Source organism: Lelliottia sp. RD5 (genome assembly GCF_056032945.1).
In genome coordinates this window covers 1-17,573 of record NZ_JBVYHQ010000003.1, presented here as the reverse complement: position 1 = coordinate 17,573, position 17,573 = coordinate 1, and the positions used below count along the sequence as shown (strand labels likewise).

Genomic DNA, 17,573 nt, shown 5'->3' with positions numbered 1-17,573 from the left:
TTATTTTCCGTCTTTGCCAACGTGCAGAATGGCGAGGAACGCTTCCTGTGGTAGCTCAACGTTACCAACCTGCTTCATGCGTTTCTTACCATCTTTCTGTTTCTGCAGCAGCTTTTTCTTACGGCTGACGTCACCGCCGTAGCATTTCGCCAGAACGTTTTTACGCAGCTGTTTTACCGTTGCACGAGCAATAATATGGTTGCCAATGGCCGCCTGAATCGCGATATCAAACTGCTGACGCGGAATCAGTTCTTTCATTTTCTCGACCAGCTCGCGGCCACGGTACGGTGCGTTATCGTTGTGCGTAATCAGCGCCAGCGCATCGACGCGCTCACTGTTGATCAGCACATCCACACGGACCATGTTGGAAGCCTGGAAGCGTTTGAAGTTGTAATCGAGCGACGCGTAACCGCGCGAGGTTGACTTCAGACGGTCGAAGAAGTCGAGTACGACTTCTGCCATTGGGATTTCATAGGTGAGCGCAACCTGGTTACCGTGGTAAACCATGTTGGTCTGCACGCCACGTTTCTCGATGCACAGCGTAATTACGTTGCCCAGGAATTCCTGCGGCAGCAACATGTGGCATTCGGCGATAGGCTCGCGCAGCTCTTCGATATTATTCAGAGGCGGCAGCTTGGATGGGCTGTCGACGTAAATAACGTCTTTGTTGGTTGTCTCAACTTCATACACTACGGTCGGTGCTGTGGTGATCAGATCCAGATCGTATTCACGCTCCAGACGTTCCTGAATGATCTCCATGTGCAAAAGACCGAGGAAGCCACAGCGGAAGCCGAAGCCCAACGCAGTAGAACTTTCTGGCTCATAGAACAGGGAAGCATCGTTCAGGCTTAGCTTACCAAGCGCATCACGGAAGTTTTCGTAATCATCGGAGCTGACCGGGAACAGACCCGCGTAAACCTGCGGTTTCACTTTTTTGAAGCCAGGCAGCGCTTTGTCAGCCGGGTTACGGGCTTGCGTCAGCGTATCGCCGACCGGCGCGCCCAAAATGTCTTTAATTGCACAAACCAGCCAGCCAACTTCACCGCATTTCAGCTCAGTACGGTCAACCTGTTTTGGCGTGAAAATCCCCAGGCGATCGGCGTTATAAACCTGACCGGTACTCATCACTTTGATTTTGTCGCCTTTACGCATGGTGCCGTTTTTGATTCGGACCAGCGACACAACGCCCAGGTAGTTATCAAACCAGGAGTCAATAATCAGTGCCTGCAGCGGGGCATCCACATCGCCTTCCGGTGGTGGAATGTCGCGAACCAGTCGTTCCAGTACTTCAGGAACACCCACGCCGGTTTTCGCGGAGCAGCGCACAGCATCGGTAGCATCAATGCCCACGATGTCTTCAATCTCTTCCGCTACTCGTTCTGGATCAGCAGCAGGCAGGTCGATTTTGTTAAGAACCGGCACCACTTCAAGTTCCATTTCCATTGCGGTGTAGCAGTTCGCCAGGGTCTGGGCTTCTACGCCCTGCCCTGCATCGACCACCAGCAGCGCGCCTTCACAGGCCGCCAACGAACGAGAAACCTCATACGAGAAGTCTACGTGGCCTGGGGTGTCGATGAAATTCAGTTGATAGGTTTCGCCATCGGCGGCTTTGTAATCAAGCGTGACGCTCTGCGCTTTGATGGTAATCCCACGTTCGCGTTCCAGGTCCATGGAGTCCAGAACCTGGGCTTCCATTTCACGATCAGACAGGCCACCGCAAATCTGGATAATACGGTCAGACAGCGTCGACTTACCGTGGTCAATGTGAGCAATGATCGAAAAGTTACGTATATTCTTCATATAATTAAATAATTATGCCTTACGAATTCCTGGAGGCCGCTGTTCTTAGCCTGACGTTTTTCAGTGCGAAAACGCAGCATTCTACACTACATCTTCGTCACCAGGAAATGCTGTTGAAGCCAAGCTTAGCGCGAGGATTCGGGGTTTTCATTTCAGAGATGTAAATAAAGATAAAGCCCGGTGTCATTACCGGGCTTCAGAAGAAAGCGTTTCAACGCGAAGCATATTGGGAGGAAGGCCTACGCTCAGAATGACAGGCTGCCAGGCTTCTCGCTCAGCGAGTTTTTGCGAAAAACCACGTGCCAACATGAAACCACCCACACCACCCAACGCTCCGCCGCACATTGCCGCAAGATCGGTTCCAAATAACACCTGGAAAATTCCCGCAAGCACAAATAAGCCCACGAGCGGCGAGAGGTAAACCAGCATTGCCGAGCCAAGCAAACTGCCTTCAGCAATACCAAGCTCGACCTTTTGCCCTTCGGTGAGAGGCTGCTCGCTGGGCACGGAAATCGTATGCGTCGTTTGCGGCCCGAGTTTGTTGAGTACGCGAGAGCCACATCCGGCACGGGAAGCACAACTGTTACATGAGGCTTTGACGTCGCACATAACAAGCGCGACTCCATCGCTCCACGAAACCACCGTGGCCCATTCTTTAATCATTGCGCGGCCCTAAATTTAATGCTGTCAGAAATACGCTTCGCCGTTTGCGGAGGCAGTTCTCCCACTATGGTGATTTCAGCATTATCGCGGATCGTCGAACTTACTGTTCGGCGGCCCGTACGGAGCATTTGCTCGGAACTGTTAGCTGTCGCGCGATTGATATTCACCGAGAAGCTAAACAAACCGTCAGAATAAAGTCGGGATTCGACCGCGGTTTCAATCGTTGGCAGCTGGCGGCGACTGCTGGATATCTCACTGAAACCTTGAGGTATCCATGATGGCACCCAGTTAAAGTTAGCCGCATCGCCCGCAGGAACCGACAGCAGCGGCGGAAGGTTAGCTTTAGCCAGACTCTGCATACTGGTGCCAACCTGATTATTCACGGTGAAGGAGATCACACGAAATTGCTCAAGCGTTTCTCCGTCTCGATCGAGTAGATCGACACGCATTGGCAGTTTGGTTTCCGTATCCATCCACACTATGTAGCTATATCGTGTGCCGTCTTTCGCCACTACGCGAATGACTTCGCACAGCCTATCCGCAATGCGGGTACGGCCAACCGAAATAAAATCATAGTAGGGAGACAGACGCTTAAAGTCGGTATAAACAAGGGCGGGTAGCGAATCGACGATGTAATCACCATTGAGCGTAAAGGGTTCAAGACCTGGCTCAAAATAGCTGATTTCATTACCGCGCTGAACAACTTCACGGCGCGGGCCGTCCATCTGTAAAAGCTGGGCAAGCGGCTGTTTATCAAGACGAGCATGGCGATAGCGCAACGACTCTACACCTTGCTTATTGATACTGACAAAAGCCAACTCATAATTGAGTGACTGGCTGGCCATATTCATTTGCTGCAACAACGCCCCGGACGATAAATCAGCCGAGGCGTTGGCAGAGAAGAACAGGCTACCCGCCACCAAAGACATGGCGCACCAAAGTTGCTTCATTACTGCGATTGCGTTCCTAAAGTTTGGTTTCCTGGTACTTGCACGCCAGCTTGCTGGGTTTGCGCCTGCTCAAACTGGAGTTGTTCCGAGTGCAAGCGGCGCTGCAATTCGTAATCCTGCAACATCGCATTAATACGACGGCGCTGTTCCTGTACCTGCTGTTGCTGACCAGGACTTACCGACGCATCTGCTGGCACGCCCAAACTAACCGGACTTGCTTTGCCCATCATCGGCAGCGTATTGAACACTGGCGCTTCAGGCTGCTGATTCGCTTCAGATTGACCATTATAGTGCTGGACGCCAACAATAACTGCAAGCGATACGCATGCTGCCACACCCATTTGGGTAAGCTGGCTGGCCCATGGACGCACTTTTTTCCAGAACGGCATCTTTTGCCATTGATGCGGTGCCGGCTGAGCTTCAGGAATCAACGGAATGGTTTGATGTACAGGCTCGTTCTCAATGGCCGCCATTACGCGTGCTGAGATATCGAAATGGAGAACATCGCCCGTATCACCGCGCATAGAATCACGGATGAGATGGTAACTCTCCCAGGTCTTTTGCATATCGGGAGAATGAGATAGCTCATTGAGCAACTCACTGTCCAGCGTTTCACCATCCATTAAAGCGGAAAGTTTTTCTTTCTGCATGCCTAATACCTTTTCCAGTATCCCGCTATCGTCAACGCCTGATAAGCGGTTGAACTTTATTATCAATAGCTTCTCGCGCACGAAAAATACGTGAGCGAACCGTCCCGACCGGACAATCCATGATGGCAGCTATCTCTTCATAGCTAAGGCCATCCAGTTCCCGTAACGTAATTGCCATACGTAAATCTTCCGGGAGCGACTCGATCGTTCGAAAAACTATTTGTCTCAGCTCTTCTGACAACATTAAGTTCTCAGGGTTCGAAATTTCTTTCAACGCACCGCCACTTTCGAAGTTTTCAGCTTCAATAGCATCAATATCACTTGATGGCGGACGACGCCCCTGAGCAACCAGATAATTCTTCGCTGTATTGACAGCAATACGATACAGCCAGGTGTAAAAAGCACTATCTCCCCGGAAAGAATCCAGCGCGCGATAGGCCTTAATGAAAGACTCTTGTACCACATCAGGGACATCCCCTGACGGGACATAACGGGACACCAGACTCGCCACTTTATGCTGATAGCGCACTACCAGTAAGTTAAAGGCTTTCTGATCTCCCTTCTGGACCCGTTCTACCAGGACCTGGTCCGTTAACTGCTCGCTCATCCGAGGTAATGTCTCCCCAAACCTAAATTCCACGCGCTATCGAAACGCCACTCTAGAAACACTGCAATGTGAGCAAGCAGGGGATTAGAGTGTCTGTTCATCAGTAAGTTCCGTTAGGCTTTTGTTTTTGTTCATCGTGTCGCAGACAGTTCATTTTCTCTCATTATATGTCTGTTAACGATACGTACCCCAATTTCTAATAGGAAATGGCATTTTTACAGCCAGCAGAGTACCGCAACACAGGTATTATTTCACCACTAAATCTGAAGCTAACGATCTGCTTCGCAAAATATTTTCGCACATTTGCACAATTTTAGGCCCCTCGCCGATGTTTAGGCGGCGCAACACACAATAAAAAAAACGTGCTGTATATCGCGTGCTGGTGCTATTCTGGCCAAACACTGTTTAGTAAATTAAACAAAAATCATGAACACAACTCCAGAACTCCAATGTGATGTACTGATTATTGGCAGCGGCGCGGCTGGCCTGTCCCTCGCACTTCGCCTGGCTTCCCAGCAGAAAGTGATTGTCCTGAGTAAAGGCCCGATGAGCGAAGGTTCCACTTTCTATGCGCAGGGGGGCATTGCGGCTGTTTTTGATGAAACAGACAGCATTGCCTCACATGTCGAAGATACCTTGATAGCAGGCGCAGGAATTGTCGACGAGCACGCCGCTGAATTTGTAGCCAGCAATGCACGCCACTGTGTTCAGTGGCTTATCGATCAGGGCGTTTTATTCGATACGCATATTCAGCCGAATGGAGAAGAGGGCTATCACCTCACCCGTGAAGGGGGTCACAGTCATCGACGCATTTTGCACGCTGCTGATGCCACGGGTAGAGAAGTTGAGACCACGCTGGTGAGCCAGGCGCGCAACCATCCTAATATTCAGGTACTCGAACGCAGCAACGCAGTCGATCTGATTGTTTCCGATAAGATTGGGCTACCGGGAACGCGACGTGTCGTTGGCGCGTGGGTCTGGAACCGTAATAAAGAAAAAGTGGAAACCTGTCAGGCAAAATCTGTGGTGCTGGCAACGGGCGGTGCCTCTAAAGTTTACCAATATACGACAAACCCAGACATCTCCTCAGGCGATGGTATTGCTATGGCCTGGCGTGCCGGCTGCCGTGTCGCCAATCTGGAGTTTAACCAGTTTCACCCGACAGCACTGTTCCATCCTCAGGCGCGTAACTTTCTGTTGACCGAAGCCCTGCGTGGCGAAGGTGCTCATCTTAAACGCCCCGACGGCTCGCGGTTTATGCCAGACTTTGATTCACGCGGCGAACTTGCCCCGCGCGATATTGTGGCTCGTGCCATTGACCATGAAATGAAGCGTCTCGGCGTCGATTGCATGTACCTCGACATCAGCCATAAACCCGCTGATTTTGTGCGTCAGCACTTCCCGACTATCTATGAGAAATTACTCGGACTGGGAATCGATCTGACCAAAGAGCCCGTCCCTATTGTGCCTGCTGCGCACTATACATGCGGCGGCGTAATGGTGGACGACCATGGCCGTACAGACGTTGATGGTCTTTATGCTATCGGCGAGGTGAGCTACACCGGGCTGCATGGGGCAAACCGCATGGCATCAAACTCGCTGCTCGAATGTCTGGTCTATGGCTGGTCAGCTGCAGAAGATATCACCAAACGTACGCCGTATGCCCGCCAGGTAGAATCCCTTCCTGCGTGGGATGAGAGCCGAGTCGATAATCCGGATGAACTGGTGGTCATTCAGCATAACTGGCATGAGTTGAGATTGTTTATGTGGGATTACGTCGGGATTGTGCGAACCACTAAACGCCTGGAACGCGCATTGCGGCGTATTACCATGCTCCAGCAAGAAATCGATGAGTATTACGCCCATTTCCGCGTGTCCAATAACCTGCTTGAACTGCGTAATCTGGTACAGGTTGCTGAGCTGATTGTCCGGTGCGCCATGATGCGTAAAGAGAGTCGCGGCTTACATTACACGCTGGATTACCCCGACCAACTGGAAGAATCGGGGCCGTCAATTCTGGCCCCACTTGTTCACATAAACAGGTAAAATGGCTGGGTCAGCGCAGTGTAATCTTCGGAGTAACGCTGGTCTGGCCCGCGAATTACCATTCGATCGCTAAAGCACTCCCCCTCTTTCGGGGATAGCGCAATCAATACCCGGTGAGGCAATTTTCCCTCGGTATCGGCAATATCGGTTCGCAGACGTAAAAACCAGCCGATGTCGAGCGCAGTCTTGATGAAAGTATTTCCGGTATTTTCAGGTAAAACGACGCAGAAAAAACCTTCTTCGGAGATTAAATTGGCTGCCGCCGTTAAAAGCGCAGGATGTGCAAGCGAACCGGTATAACGTGCCTGGTCACGTTCTGGCGTGCCGCAGTCAACGCCCGGCTCATAATAAGGGGGATTGCTGACGATAAGATCGTAGCGCGCCGTTTGCTCAGGCGCCCACGCCAGAATATCCGCGCATTGCACCTGAACGCGTTCAGCCCAGGGCGATTCAGCTGCGTTCTCACTGGCCTGATTTGCCGCCTGAACATCCAGCTCGACCGCATCAATCGTGACATGCTGCTCGGTACGTTGTGCCAGCATCAGCGCTAAAAGGCCACTCCCGCTACCGATATCCAAAATTCGCTTTACGCCCGCGACGGGAGCCCATGCACCGAGTAAAATACCATCAGTGCCGACTTTCATCGCGCAACGATCGTGCGCTACAAAGAACTGTTTAAATGTGAAACCATCGCGGCGCAACAGCGCTTTGGGTTGGGACATGTCAAAGCAACCTTCTTAAATAAAACGGGAGTAGCATAGGGGAAAGCGAAGTGGTGGAAAAGGGATATCCATACAAACAGATGAAGATTGCAGCCATAACGTCTATAATCAGCGCCCCACACAGAGGTAGAACATGACTGTAACGACTTTTTCCGAACTTGAACTCGATGAATGCCTGCTGGAAGCTCTCCAGAATAAAGGCTTCACACGCCCGACTGCCATCCAGGCGGCAGCCATTCCGCCTGCGTTAGAAGGCCGTGATGTACTCGGTTCTGCGCCGACAGGCACCGGTAAAACGGCGGCGTATTTGCTGCCTGTCTTGCAGCATCTTATTGATTTCCCTCGCAAGAAATCTGGCCCACCGCGTATTTTGATTCTGACACCTACTCGTGAGTTAGCCGTTCAGGTAGCAGAACATGCGCGTGAATTAGCCGCAAAAACCCATCTGGATATTGCCACCATCACCGGTGGTGTCGCTTACATGAACCACGCTGAAGTGTTCAGTGAGAACCAGGATATCGTGGTGGCGACAACCGGTCGATTGATGCAATACATCAAAGAAGAGAACTTTGACTGCCGCGCAGTAGAAACGCTGATCCTCGATGAAGCAGACCGTATGCTGGAATTGGGCTTTGCGCAGGACATTGAGCATATCGCAGGTGAAACGCGCTGGCGTAAACAGACGATGCTGTTCTCCGCGACGCTTGAAGGCGATGCGATTAAAGACTTTGCCGAGCGTCTTCTTGAGGATCCGGCCGAAGTTTCCGCCACGCCGTCTACGCGTGAGCGCAAAAAGATCCACCAGTGGTATTACCGCGCGGATAACTTTGAACACAAGCTTGAGTTGCTGAAGCATCTGCTCAAACAAGATGATACGACGCGTACCATTGTTTTTGTGCGTAAACGCGAGCGCGTACATGAGCTGGCGGCTCAACTGCGTTCCGCGGGCATCGATAACTGTTATCTTGAAGGTGACATGCCGCAGGTGAAACGCACCGAAGGGATTAAACGTCTGACTGAAGGTCGCGTTAATGTTCTGGTGGCGACCGACGTAGCGGCGCGCGGCATCGACATTCCTGAAGTAAGTCATGTTATTAACTTCGACATGCCGCGCAGCGGGGATACCTATCTTCACCGTATCGGCCGTACCGGACGTGCGGGCCTGAAGGGCACGGCGATTTCTTTGGTTGAGGCACATGACTATCTGCTGCTTCAAAAAGTAGGCCGTTACATCGAGGAGCCCGTGAAAGCGCGCGTGATTGATGAGTTACGCCCTACGACGCGTCCGCCAAGCGAGAAAATGACGGGTAAACCGTCTAAGAAAGTGCTTGCGAAACGTGAAGAGCAGAAACAGAAAGAAAAAGAAAAACCGCGCGTGAAGGACCGTCACCGCGATGCCAAGAATATTGGTAAGCGCCGTAAGCCAAGTGGCTCAACAGCGACTTCTACGAAAGAAGAATAAAAAAACGCCGGGCTTAATACCCGGCGTTTTTATTTACCGCAACTCTTACAGGCTTGCAGTAAAGGTACGCGCAATCACGTCGCGCTGTTGTTCTGGCGTCAGTGAGTTAAAGCGTACGGCATAACCTGAAACGCGGATGGTCAACTGCGGATATTTTTCTGGATGCTTAACCGCATCTTCCAGGGTCTCGCGACGCAGGACGTTAACATTCAGGTGCTGACCGCCTTCAACGCGTACTTCTGGTTGGATCTCCATTGGGATTTCACGGTATTCGATTTCGCCCAGTTTATTTACTGGCACAATTTGGTCTTCCGCAAAACCGGCTTTCGCCACGACGCAACGCGCTTCACCTTTCTCGCTGTCCAGCAGCCAGAAAGAATTCAACAGGTCGTCATTTGCAGCTTTAATGATCTGGATACCCGTAATCATATGATGCCTCCCATAACCTACATTATTTGGTGTCGGCCATTAGCGGCCAATTGGTAAAACCATTGTTTCTTGAGTGTATATATATCAGTCGAACCCGCCCCATTCATTGACCTAAATCAACAAAAACCAGACCTTACAAATTGTGTGGTTTGGATTTGTTGTTTTATATCAATTTTCTCACCGTGAAATCTGGGTTTGTTTTCATTCTTTTCAAGTCTTAAAGACTTTATCCCTAACGGATTTTGCGCCCCCGAGATTAACGGTTAAGCTAGGCGCAGATAAAATTCGCAGGAGAGCGAGATGACCACTTCATTAACATGGCATGACGTGTTGGCTGATGAAAAACAACAACCCTATTTTTTGAATACGCTGAACACCGTCGCCGATGAAAGACAGTCAGGCCAAACAATCTATCCGCCGCAAAAAGATGTGTTCAACGCTTTTCGTTACACCGAGTTGAATAACGTCAAAGTCGTGATCCTGGGTCAGGATCCCTACCACGGTCCAGGACAAGCGCATGGTTTGGCTTTCTCTGTTCGTCCAGGCATTGCCACCCCGCCTTCGCTGCTGAACATGTATAAAGAGCTGGAAGGTTCTATACCTGGTTTTACGCGTCCAGCCCATGGCTATCTGGAAAGCTGGGCACATCAGGGAGTGCTGCTTCTCAATACGGTATTGACCGTGCGAGCCGGACAGGCACATTCTCATGCCAGCCTCGGCTGGGAAACGTTCACCGACAAAGTGATTGGCCTGATCAACGAACATCAGGAAGGCGTTGTGTTTTTACTGTGGGGAGCGCATGCCCAGAAGAAAGGGGCGATTATTGATCCCAAGCGCCACCACGTACTAAAAGCGCCCCATCCTTCTCCGCTGTCAGCTCATCGCGGCTTTTTTGGCTGCAATCATTTTGTGTTAGCGAATGAGTGGTTAGCAAAACGTGGCGAGAAGCCTATCGACTGGATGCCAGTATTACCGGCGAAAAGTGAGTGATTTTTTAAGCGGATGTAAAGGTAAACACCAAAATGAATATGCCCGACAATCGCCGGGCATAGTAAACAATGCGAGATTACGCTTTGTTTTGACGCCACCATTCAGCCAGCAGAACGCCGGTTGCAACGGAAACGTTAAGGCTTTCTACTTTGCCAGTCCCTTCGATAGAAACACTCAAATCGGCCGTGGAAAGCGCAGCATCAGACAAACCATCACGTTCCTGACCCAGCACCAGCACCATTTTGCGCGGCAACGTCGCCTGGAACAGCGGCGTGCCTGTATGGCTGGATGTAGTAACGATGGAATAACCCGCTTTGCGGAATTCCTCAATTGCATCCAGTACGCTTTCGCCGGTGATCGGTTGGACATGTTCAGCCCCACCTTCAGCCGTACGAATCGCTGCACCTGACTCGACAATGGCCGCATCCTGTAACAGGACGCCTTTCACGCCGAAGTGCGCGCAGCTACGCATCATTGCGCCCAGATTATGCGGGTTACCCACATCTTCCAGTGCCAGTACACAGTCATCGGCATCCGCCTGGCTGACCCACTGCTGAACGGTTGTGCCGTTACGCTTTTTGATCAGGAAGCAAACGCCACCGTGATGCTCAGTGCCCGACGCTTTCGTCAGCTCTTCGTCATCAACAACGTGGTATGCCTTACGGTTTGCAGCCATCCAGCGAAGCGCTTCTTTGAAACGCGGCGTTACGCTCTGGATAAACCAGGCACGAACGATACATTCCGGACGGCTCTGGAACAGGGCCTGACACGCATTTTCACCGTACACACGGGTTTCTTCTGCGCGTTGACGGCGCAGCACTTCCGGATCGATGAAGCTTTTACCACTGATTCCACCGTGATCGGCCTTAGCCGGCGCGTCGTCAGTTGGGGCACGAGACACTGTGCGCCATGGCGAGGAATCACGTTGGAAATCATCCCGAGGGCGGTCGTCGCGTTTGCGATCGTCACGCTTACGGTCATCACGTTTGCGGTCATCACCGCGGGAATTTTTGTCATCGCGGGCGGGGCGACGGCCACCGTCTGCACGCGACGATGCTGGACGCCCTGCACCCTTTCCGGTACGCGGATTAACGGTGCGTTTGTCAGAATCATCATCACTGCGGACATACATCACTTTGACCTTGCCGCTTTTATTTTTCAGTTCATCGTTCATGCTTTTCTCCACCAGCGCTGCGCGAAGCGCGCAGATTACCCGATGTGCAAGCGCATAGCCATTATTTCGTTTAAAAGCCTGTGACTATTGTTCCTATTGAATAAAACGCATTGTCGTTTCAAACAAGCTCAATGATAATATGTAACATATCTGAAACATTATCGGCATTATGCCGCTTTGTGCTACTGCTCTATCAGAGGTTAGTTATGAATACCGTATGTGCCAACTGCCAGGCTCTGAATCGCATTCCGGAAGGCCGCATTGATGATGGAGCAAAATGTGGGCGTTGCGGTCATGAGCTTTTCGATGGCGACGTGATTAACGCCACGGGTGCAACGCTCGACAAACTGCTGAAAGACGATCTCCCTGTTGTCGTCGATTTCTGGGCGCCCTGGTGTGGCCCGTGCCGTAACTTTGCGCCCATCTTTGAGGACGTAGCGGAAGAACGCAGCGGCAAAATGCGTTTTGTGAAAGTGAATACCGAAGCTGAACGCGAACTCAGCGCGCGTTTTCGCATTCGCAGCATTCCGACTATCATGATTTTCAAAAATGGCGAAATGGTCGATATGCTTAATGGGGCCGTACCAAAGGTGCCTTTTGAAAGCTGGTTGAACGAATCGCTCTAACATTCGCGGGGTGCATCTTGTGCCCCGCAGTTGGCTCTGCGAAAATGGCATTTTCCCTACGCCATTTCTATGACTGATAACGCCGTACTCCAATTACGCGCCGAACGCCTGGCGCGTGCGACCCGTCCTTTTCTTGCTCGTGGCAACCGCGTTCGTCGCTGCCAGCGTTGCTTGCTGCCCCTTAAACTCTGCCTGTGCGAAACGCTAGCTCCCAGCGACGCTAACAGCTGTTTTTGCCTGGTAATGTTTGATACTGAGCCCATGAAACCCAGCAATACTGGCCGATTGATTGCCGATATTCTCCCGAATACTGCTGCGTTCCAGTGGTCGCGAACCGATCCCCCACAGGCACTGCTTGATCTGGTTGCAAACCCAGATTATCAACCGATGGTGGTGTTTCCTGCCTCTTACGCAGGGCCTGACAGGAAGGTGATGTCAACGCCAGCGACGGGAAAGCCCCCTCTGTTCATTATGCTGGATGGCACCTGGACCGAAGCGCGCAAAATGTTTCGCAAGAGCCCATATCTGGATGCACTCCCCGTGATCTCGGTCGATCTCTCCAGAGTGTCGGCCTACCGACTACGTGCAGCTCATGCTGAAGATCAATATTGCACGGCTGAAGTGGCTATCGCTCTGCTGGATCTGGCGGGCGATACCGTCGCTGCCAGCGCTTTGGGCAACCATTTTTCCTGTTTCCGTGAGCGTTATCTGGCAGGAAAACCCAATCGTACGGGAAGCGTCACAGCAGAAGAGTCAGAAAGCGTTTAAAATCATCAGGTCACTCGTGCTTTCAGGAGACTTGTATGAGCCAGCGAGGGCTAGAAGCGCTACTCCGCCCTAAATCTATTGCCGTTATTGGCGCATCCATGAAACCCGATCGTGCGGGATATTTAATGATGCGCAATCTGCTGGCCGGGGGATTTAATGGTCCGGTGATGCCCGTTACGCCGGCATATAAAGCGGTTCAGGGTGTGCTTGCGTGGCCCGATGTTGCCAGTCTGCCGTTTGTACCCGATCTCGCTGTGCTGTGTACGCATGCCAAACGCAACATCACGTTGCTGGAAGCGTTGGGTGAGAAAGGCTGTAAAACCTGCATCATTCTCTCTTCCCCGCCTGAGCAGCAGGCAGAACTCCTGGCCTGTGCCAGCCGTTTTCAGATGCGCCTGCTGGGGCCAAACAGTCTGGGATTGCTGGCCCCCTGGCAGGGTTTAAACGCTAGCTTCTCTCCAGTCCCGATACGCAAAGGTAAGTTAGCCTTTATTTCTCAATCAGCAGCCGTATCTAACACGATTCTTGATTGGGCCCAGCAGCGTGAAATGGGGTTTTCGTATTTTATCGCACTGGGTGATAGCCTCGATATCGACGTGGATGAGCTGCTGGATTTCCTCGCACGTGACAGTAAAACCAGCGCCATACTGCTGTATCTGGAACATTTAAGCGACGCGCGACGCTTTGTCTCCGCAGCCCGCAGTGCCGCGCGTAACAAACCTATTCTGGTCATTAAAAGCGGTCGTAGCCCGGCAGCGCAGCGTCTGCTCCACTCCCATTCAGGTATGGATCCTGCCTGGGACGCCGCCATTCAGCGCGCAGGTCTGCTGCGTGTGCAGGATACTCATGAGCTTTTCTCTGCCGTAGAGACGTTGAGCCATATGCGTCCATTGCGTGGTGAAAGGCTGATGATCATCAGCAATGGTGCCGCGCCCGCTGCATTGGCGCTGGATGAGCTGTGGTTACGCAATGGAAAATTGGCCACGTTGAGTGAAGAGATGCTTGGCAAATTACGTGAAGCATTTCCGGACAGCGTGACGCCGGGTAATCCGCTCGATCTGCGAGACGATGCCAGCAGCGAGCGCTATACCAAAGCCGTTTCATTATTGCTGGATAGTCAGGACTTTGATGCGCTAATGGTGATCCACTCGCCTAGCGCCGCAGCCCCAGGCAGCGAAAGCGCCAGAGCGTTAATCGATGCTGTCAAAAATCATCCACGCGGAAAATATGTCACTCTGCTGACGAACTGGTGCGGTGAGTTTTCGTCGCAAGAAGCGCGGCGCTTATTCAGCGAGGCTGGGCTCCCGACGTACCGCACGCCAGAAGGGACAATTACGGCGTTTATGCACATGGTTGAGTATCGTCGTAACCAAAAACAACTGCGTGAAACGCCCGCGTTACCTGACAATCTTACGGCAAACGCGACAGCGGCTCATAATCTGTTACGTTCGGCAATCGAAGACGGTGCGCGTGCACTTGATACTCATGAGGTCCAGCCGATCCTCGATGCCTATGGCATACACACTCTCTCGACCTGGATCGCTGGAGATAGCGCCGAGGCTGTGCACATTGCCGAACAGATTGGTTATCCCGTTGCATTGAAACTCCGCTCCCCTGATATTCCGCATAAGTCGGATGTACAAGGGGTGATGCTTTACCTGCGCACCGCAGCGGAAGTGCAGCAGGCCGCTGAAGCAATTTTTGATCGCGTCAAAATGGCCTGGCCCCAAGCCAGGGTTCATGGGCTTCTGGTCCAAAGCATGGCTAATCGTGCCGGAGCACAAGAACTGAGAGTCGTGGTCGAACAGGATCCTGTATTTGGTCCGCTGATTATGTTGGGCGAAGGCGGTGTTGAGTGGCACCCGGAAGAACAGGCTGTCGTGGCATTGCCTCCGCTTAATATGAACCTGGCGCGCTATCTGGTGATTCAGGCTATCAAAAGTAAAAAAATCCGTGGCCGCAGTGCGCTTCAGCCTCTGGATATTGCCGGGTTAAGCCAATTTTTAGTGCAAGTATCGAACCTGATTGTTGATTGTGCAGAAATCCAGCGATTGGATATTCATCCGCTTTTGGCTTCAGGTAACGAGTTTACGGCTCTGGATGTGACGCTGGATATCGCGCCATTTGATGGTGACCGGGAGAATCGACTGGCCATCCGCCCCTATCCTTTGCACCTGGAAGAGTGGGTCGAGTTAAAAAGCGGGGAAAGCGTGCTCTTTCGCCCTATCCTCCCTGAAGACGAGCCGCAGCTACGAGTCTTTATCGGGCAGGTTACTAAAGAGGATTTGTATTATCGTTACTTTAGTGAGATCAGCGAATTTACCCACGAAGATTTAGCCAATATGACCCAGATCGACTACGATCGGGAAATGGCCTTTGTGGCCGTTCGTCATCATGATAGCGGCGATGAGATCCTGGGCGTGACGCGTGCGATCTCCGATCCTGACAATGTGGATGCGGAATTTGCGGTGCTCGTTCGGTCGGATCTGAAAGGACTCGGTCTGGGGCGGCAACTGTTAGAAAAACTGATCAGTTACACTCGCGATCACGGATTGCTGTGCCTGAATGGTATTACGATGCCCCATAACCGCGGCATGATTACCCTGGCACGTAAACTCGGATTTGACGTAGATATTCAGTTGGACGAAGGGATTGTTGCTCTGTCGCTTAGTCTGACACCGGCGTTGAGTCGGAAGTAAGGTACTGGAAATGTTGACCACTTGGACTTTACTGGTGGTATCATTGTCCGCTTATGTTGTCTGCAGATGTCAGATAACCCTTCAATGAACAGAGAAGATACGCACTGTGATGTTGTCAAAATTTAAGCGCAATAAACATCAACAACACCTTGCTCAACTACCGAAGATTTCTCAGTCAGTTGATGATGTCGAGTTCTTTTATGCTCCCGCCCATTTTCGGGAGACACTTCTGGAAAAGATCGCGAGTGCCACTCAGCGTATTTGTATTGTGGCGCTTTATCTTGAACAGGATGAAGGCGGACGTGCCATTTTAAGCGCAGTCTATGAGGCGAAACGTCAGCGCCCGGAACTTGACGTTCGCATATTAGTTGACTGGCATCGTGCACAACGAGGCCGGATTGGCGCTGCTGCATCAAACACCAATGCAGACTGGTACTGCCGCATGGCTCAGGAAAATCCAAGCGTAGACGTGCGTGTCTACGGCGTCCCCGTCAATACTCGTGAAGCGCTTGGTGTTCTGCATTTTAAAGGCTTCATCATTGATGACTGTGTCCTTTATAGCGGCGCCAGCCTTAATGACGTTTATCTGCATCAGCTCGATAAATATCGTTATGATCGTTATCACCTTATTCGCAATAAACAGATGACGGATATCATGTTTAACTGGGTTGATCAAAACCTGGTACATGGCCGCGGCGTGAATCGCCTTGATGATCCTAATCGTCCAAAAAGTCCGGAAATTAAAAATGACATCCGCCTTTTCCGTCAGGAATTACGCGATGCGGTTTATCATTTTCATGGCGATGCGGATAATGAACAGCTTTCAGTTACGCCGTTAGTCGGTTTGGGTAAATCCAGTCTGCTGAATAAGACCATCTATCATTTGATGCCCTGTACTGAACAAAAGCTGACTATCTGTACGCCGTATTTCAATTTACCCGCCATCCTGGTACGTAACATTATCCAGCTGCTGCGTGATGGTAAAAAAGTCGAAATTATCGTTGGCGATAAGACTGCAAATGATTTCTTTATCCCTGAAGATCAGCCATTTAAGATTATCGGTGCACTACCCTATCTCTATGAAATTAACCTGCGTCGATTCCTGAGTCGTCTGCAATATTACGTTAATACCGATCAGCTCATCGTTCGTCTCTGGAAGGATGATGACAACAGCTATCATCTGAAAGGTATGTGGGTGGACGATAACTGGATGCTTCTGACAGGGAATAATTTAAACCCACGAGCATGGCGTCTGGATCTTGAAAATGCGATCCTGATTCACGATCCACGGCATGAACTTTCTGCGCAACGTGAACGTGAACTCGAATTAATCCGTACTCATACACTCACTGTTCGCCACTATCGCGATCTTCAGAGTATTGCAGACTATCCGGTGAAAGTGCGTAAGCTCATCCGCCGTTTACGCCGGATACGTATTGATCGCTTAATTAGCCGCATTTTGTAATGCCCAGGCCCTGTCATTGACAGGGCTTTTTTTGGAGTTAACGATGCGCATCCCTTTCCTGTGTACTCTTCTTTTACTTTCTGGCTGCAGCCATATGGCCAACGATCGCTGGCAGGGACAGGACAAAGCCCAGCATTTTATAGCCTCTGCGATGCTTTCTGCAGCAGGAAACGAATACGCTCAGCATCAGGGTTATAGCCGTGATCGTAGCGCTTTTTACGGGCTTATGTTTTCAGTGAGTCTTGGAGCTACAAAAGAATTGTGGGATAGCCGGTCTGCTGGAAGCGGCTGGAGCTGGAAAGATTTTGCATGGGACATTGCCGGTGCTACGGCAGGTTATTCATTATGGCAACTCGCTCATTATTGATGATGCCCATGCCCCTTCCCTTCTTTCGCACTAACTGTATCAACGAGTTGGCAAAATTCCAGAATATGAGATTGCCGATTTTATTGAGGCGTGGCTACAGACGTAGTAAACATCTGGGCGACATATCAGACTGGCTTGTTTTCTGCGCAGCTCAT

At 51.2% G+C, this 17,573-nt stretch carries 17 protein-coding genes; 8 read left to right on the top strand and 9 right to left on the bottom strand.

The window, feature by feature from the left end:
• The 6 genes from lepA to rseD all read right to left on the bottom strand — a co-directional run bounded on the left by lepA (position 1) and on the right by rseD (position 4,771).
• Positions 1-1,800, bottom strand: a complete 1,800-nt coding sequence (gene lepA, locus AC0LWE_RS11095; protein ID WP_131488373.1) for a translation elongation factor 4 — start codon at positions 1,798-1,800, stop codon at positions 1-3.
• 186 nt (positions 1,801-1,986) lie between these two features.
• Positions 1,987-2,463, bottom strand: a complete 477-nt coding sequence (gene rseC, locus AC0LWE_RS11090; protein WP_059179477.1) for a SoxR-reducing system protein RseC — start codon at positions 2,461-2,463, stop codon at positions 1,987-1,989.
• Complete coding sequence (rseB, locus tag AC0LWE_RS11085) at positions 2,460-3,413, bottom strand: sigma-E factor regulatory protein RseB (RefSeq protein ID WP_059179478.1); 954 nt, start codon at positions 3,411-3,413, stop codon at positions 2,460-2,462. Before rseB ends, rseC begins: the two co-directional genes overlap by 4 nt.
• The gene (gene rseA / locus AC0LWE_RS11080) at positions 3,413-4,063 is read right to left on the bottom strand and encodes an anti-sigma-E factor RseA (RefSeq protein WP_059179479.1); all 651 of its coding nucleotides are present in this window, start codon (positions 4,061-4,063) and stop codon (positions 3,413-3,415) included. The genes rseB and rseA overlap by 1 nt, the downstream gene beginning before the upstream one ends.
• A 31-nt stretch (positions 4,064-4,094) precedes the next feature.
• Positions 4,095-4,670 (bottom strand): RNA polymerase sigma factor RpoE, encoded by a 576-nt coding sequence (gene rpoE / locus AC0LWE_RS11075; protein ID WP_015960054.1) that lies wholly within the window; start codon positions 4,668-4,670, stop codon positions 4,095-4,097.
• Positions 4,667-4,771, bottom strand: a complete 105-nt coding sequence (rseD, locus tag AC0LWE_RS11070) for a rpoE leader peptide RseD (RefSeq protein WP_237729424.1) — start codon at positions 4,769-4,771, stop codon at positions 4,667-4,669. Before rseD ends, rpoE begins: the two co-directional genes overlap by 4 nt.
• 325 nt (positions 4,772-5,096) lie before the next feature.
• Between rseD and nadB the strand changes: the two genes are divergently transcribed.
• Positions 5,097-6,716 (top strand): L-aspartate oxidase, encoded by a 1,620-nt coding sequence (nadB, locus tag AC0LWE_RS11065; RefSeq protein ID WP_059179480.1) that lies wholly within the window; start codon positions 5,097-5,099, stop codon positions 6,714-6,716.
• Here nadB and trmN read toward each other — a convergent pair.
• A complete protein-coding gene (gene trmN / locus AC0LWE_RS11060) occupies positions 6,701-7,438 on the bottom strand; it encodes a tRNA(1)(Val) (adenine(37)-N(6))-methyltransferase TrmN (protein WP_202665663.1) in 738 nt (245 codons plus the stop codon). The genes nadB and trmN overlap by 16 nt on opposite strands.
• A gap of 133 nt (positions 7,439-7,571) precedes the next feature.
• On the opposite strand from trmN, the gene srmB reads away from it, so the two are divergent.
• On the top strand, positions 7,572-8,900 hold the full coding sequence (gene srmB, locus AC0LWE_RS11055; RefSeq protein ID WP_059179482.1) for an ATP-dependent RNA helicase SrmB: 1,329 nt from the start codon (positions 7,572-7,574) through the stop codon (positions 8,898-8,900).
• A gap of 45 nt (positions 8,901-8,945) precedes the next feature.
• Here the strand turns inward: srmB and grcA are convergent, their stop codons facing one another.
• The gene (grcA, locus tag AC0LWE_RS11050) at positions 8,946-9,329 is read right to left on the bottom strand and encodes an autonomous glycyl radical cofactor GrcA (RefSeq protein ID WP_219347488.1); all 384 of its coding nucleotides are present in this window, start codon (positions 9,327-9,329) and stop codon (positions 8,946-8,948) included.
• Positions 9,330-9,629: 300 nt separating this feature from the next.
• On the opposite strand from grcA, the gene ung reads away from it, so the two are divergent.
• The gene (gene ung, locus AC0LWE_RS11045; protein WP_219347487.1) at positions 9,630-10,319 is read left to right on the top strand and encodes a uracil-DNA glycosylase; all 690 of its coding nucleotides are present in this window, start codon (positions 9,630-9,632) and stop codon (positions 10,317-10,319) included.
• Between the two features lie 76 nt (positions 10,320-10,395).
• On the opposite strand, the gene AC0LWE_RS11040 is transcribed toward ung, so the two are convergent.
• Positions 10,396-11,493 carry a tRNA/rRNA methyltransferase gene (locus tag AC0LWE_RS11040; protein WP_202693293.1) on the bottom strand — a complete coding sequence of 366 codons (1,098 nt, stop codon included), beginning with the start codon at positions 11,491-11,493 and terminating at the stop codon, positions 10,396-10,398.
• 206 nt (positions 11,494-11,699) lie between these two features.
• Between AC0LWE_RS11040 and trxC the strand changes: the two genes are divergently transcribed.
• From trxC to AC0LWE_RS11015, 5 genes are all read left to right on the top strand, one after another.
• Positions 11,700-12,119: a thioredoxin TrxC gene (trxC, locus tag AC0LWE_RS11035; RefSeq protein ID WP_059179485.1), complete on the top strand. Its 420-nt coding sequence runs from the start codon at positions 11,700-11,702 to the stop codon at positions 12,117-12,119.
• A 69-nt stretch (positions 12,120-12,188) separates the two neighbouring features.
• A complete protein-coding gene (locus tag AC0LWE_RS11030; protein ID WP_219347486.1) occupies positions 12,189-12,887 on the top strand; it encodes a tRNA-uridine aminocarboxypropyltransferase in 699 nt (232 codons plus the stop codon).
• A gap of 35 nt (positions 12,888-12,922) precedes the next feature.
• A complete protein-coding gene (locus tag AC0LWE_RS11025; RefSeq protein ID WP_219347485.1) occupies positions 12,923-15,586 on the top strand; it encodes a bifunctional acetate--CoA ligase family protein/GNAT family N-acetyltransferase in 2,664 nt (887 codons plus the stop codon).
• Between the two features lie 109 nt (positions 15,587-15,695).
• On the top strand, positions 15,696-17,051 hold the full coding sequence (gene pssA / locus AC0LWE_RS11020; RefSeq protein ID WP_131488387.1) for a CDP-diacylglycerol--serine O-phosphatidyltransferase: 1,356 nt from the start codon (positions 15,696-15,698) through the stop codon (positions 17,049-17,051).
• Positions 17,052-17,094: 43 nt separating this feature from the next.
• On the top strand, positions 17,095-17,418 hold the full coding sequence (locus AC0LWE_RS11015) for a YfiM family lipoprotein (protein WP_059179489.1): 324 nt from the start codon (positions 17,095-17,097) through the stop codon (positions 17,416-17,418).
• Positions 17,419-17,573 lie beyond the last annotated feature (155 nt).